Source organism: Gammaproteobacteria bacterium CG11_big_fil_rev_8_21_14_0_20_46_22, assembly GCA_002796245.1.
GTDB lineage: Bacteria > Pseudomonadota > Gammaproteobacteria > UBA12402 > UBA12402 > 1-14-0-20-46-22.
The window spans coordinates 1-1,299 of record PCWT01000002.1 but is presented as its reverse complement, the minus strand read 5'-3'; the positions used below and the strand labels follow the sequence as shown (position 1 = coordinate 1,299).

At 49.5% G+C, this 1,299-nt stretch carries 1 protein-coding gene; it reads left to right on the top strand.

Annotated elements, in window-relative coordinates; genetic code table 11:
* Positions 1–78 precede the first annotated feature (78 nt).
* Entirely contained in the window at positions 79–1,164 is a 1,086-nt protein-coding gene (locus COV52_00050; protein PIR12185.1) for a hypothetical protein, read from the top strand.
* Positions 1,165–1,299 lie beyond the last annotated feature (135 nt).

The following is a 1,299-nucleotide window of genomic DNA, read 5'->3' as shown; positions in this document are numbered from 1 at the left end:
CGTTGCAAAACTCCTCTAGCAAACAAGAATAAAACATGTTAAAATACAGCTGTAATAAGCTGTATTTTAACACCCAATATGTTCAAACTCTCACCGAAAACACTCACACATGATCTGTACGAAGGATGCATCGACAAGGATCACTTTCTCGCTCAGCTGGACTGGGTGTTCAACTGGGATGATCTTGCCGAACCGCTTCTTGACCTGGCTAAAAATGCGCATGGTGGCAGACCACGATATTCCCCGGTCATGATGCTCAAGATGCTCTTCCTTTCGTTTTTGTTCGACCAGTCGGACAGAGATGTCGAGTTTGCGGCCACAAACAATCTTTTGATCAAATACTTTCTGCGTCTCCCCATCGACGGCAAGGCGCCGGATCACTCATCGGTCTCCCGATTCCGAGGTGAGGTGCTGTCTGAAAAAGGAACCGAGTTTTTCCGAGATATGTTCCACACCATCATCGCGCAAGCCAAAGACAAGGGCGTTGTGTTCAGCGCCATTGCCGCATTGGACGCCACCCACACGGTTGCGGATGTGGATACGTACAAAGACGGTACAAACGTGAAACATTTCGACTCCTCACCACGGGACAACGATGCCACGTGGGGTGTGAAAGGGCATGAGACCAAGGTGACGCCAAGCGGGAAGCCGGTGGACGTGGTCAAGGCATTCTATGGATACAAAGCACATCTTCTCACCGAAACGAATCATGGACTCATCACGGCATACCACAGCACTCCCGGGAACACCGCTGATATTGATGGTGGCGATTCGCTCATTCATCGTATCATCACAAATGTGCAGCGCAGGGACATTGATATCCTGACCGCCGACAAAGGATACGGCTCTGCCGTATGGATCAATCTCCTGGAAAAGCACACCGGTATCCTCACCGCCTTTTGCCTGCCTAAGGATATGACCACCACCGGAGCATTCAAAGACAGATGGACCGCATACGAACAAGACTCAAACCGAAGAACCATACGCAAACTCAGATACGTCATTGAACGAACCAACGGCGATCTGAAAGAGAACCACTCCCTGCGTCGTTGCCGGTATCTTGGACTCAAAAAGTATACCTTTCAAACCGCCATGGCAGCCATCGCGCACAATATCAAAACAAGCGTACGAATCATCACCGGAGCACGGCTCCGTCCCATGTGAAATCATACCAAGGGCGCAGTGTATCCGAAGACAAGAGGAGTATCATATTTCTCTTCGATACAAACCAAAACCGACCCGAATGGGTCGGGATATGACAGACCTGACGGTCTTTTTTATCTTTTTGGAAGTTTTGCA

Bases quoted from the DNA above. Each gene is read 5' to 3' on its own strand.
- COV52_00050 (PIR12185.1), top strand. From the start codon at position 79: ATGTTCAAACTCTCACCGAAAACACTCACACATGATCTGTACGAAGGA.